The following is a 927-nucleotide window of genomic DNA, read 5'->3' on the forward strand; positions in this document are numbered from 1 at the left end:
CGACGCGCAGTCGGCGCAGCCCCCGCAAGCGGGCCGCAGCCACGGCGGCGTCGGCGGCGCGGGCCACCCGGTCGCGGGCCGGCCGCGCCACGAAGGAGCGTGCCTGAGATGTCGACCGCGACGAAGGCCCTCGGCCAGGCAGCCGCCCAGTACGTGGAGGCCCGGCTGGAGCAGGGCGTCAAGGACCTGACCGAGCGGCTCGAATCGGGTCTGCCCTCCGTCAGGCCCCGCCTGCCCAAGCCGCACCTGCCCAAGCCCCGGCTGCCCAAGGCGTCGTCACCGCGCTCCGCCTGGGAGCGGATCAGGCGGTCGTCCTCCACGCAGAGCGGCGACACGCCCGTCACCATCGTGGAGAACCTCGTCATCGGCGTGCCGGTGGACGTGGCGTACGACCACTGGGTCCGCTTCCGCGACACGCCGCAGTGGAGCCGCGGCGTCCAGGAGGTGGAGGAACTCGACCAGGACACCACCCGCTGGCGCGCCCGCATGCTCGGGGCGAAGCGGGAGTGGAAGGCGACCACCGTCGAGGAGGTCCCCGAGCAGCGCCTGGCCTGGCGCAGTGAGAGCGAGGACACCCGTCTGCGCGGCGTGGTGACCTTCCACCCGCTCGCCGAGGACGCCACCTTGCTCGTCCTGGTCCTGGAGTACCACCCCAAGGGCGTGCTGGAGCACCTGGGCAACCTCGTGCGCGCCCAGGGCCGGCGCGTCCGTCTGGACCTCAAGCGGTTCCAGGCGTTCGTCACCTGGCAGGACGGCTCCGGGGCCGACGCTCCACCCGGGCAGGCCGGCAGCACGGACTCCGACGAGGAGTCCGCGCCGGAGCCGCCCGGGTCCGAGGCGGCCCGCGCCGACCGGTCCGAGGAGGACGAAGGGTGAACCAGCCCGCCTACAGCTCCGCCTTCGCCGCCCCGCCGGCTCCGGCCGGCG

The 927-nt window shown here is 74.8% G+C and carries 1 protein-coding gene; it reads left to right on the forward strand.

Going from position 1 to position 927, the window contains the following annotated elements:
- The first annotated feature begins 108 nt into the window (after positions 1-108).
- Positions 109-876, forward strand: coding sequence for an SRPBCC family protein (locus ACFP3V_RS10740; protein ID WP_380582382.1), 768 nt, complete (start codon positions 109-111; stop codon positions 874-876).
- The last annotated feature ends 51 nt before the right edge of the window (positions 877-927 follow it).

Origin of the sequence: Streptacidiphilus monticola, assembly GCF_042658505.1 — a bacterium.
In the GTDB taxonomy this organism is placed as follows: domain Bacteria; phylum Actinomycetota; class Actinomycetes; order Streptomycetales; family Streptomycetaceae; genus Streptacidiphilus; species Streptacidiphilus monticola.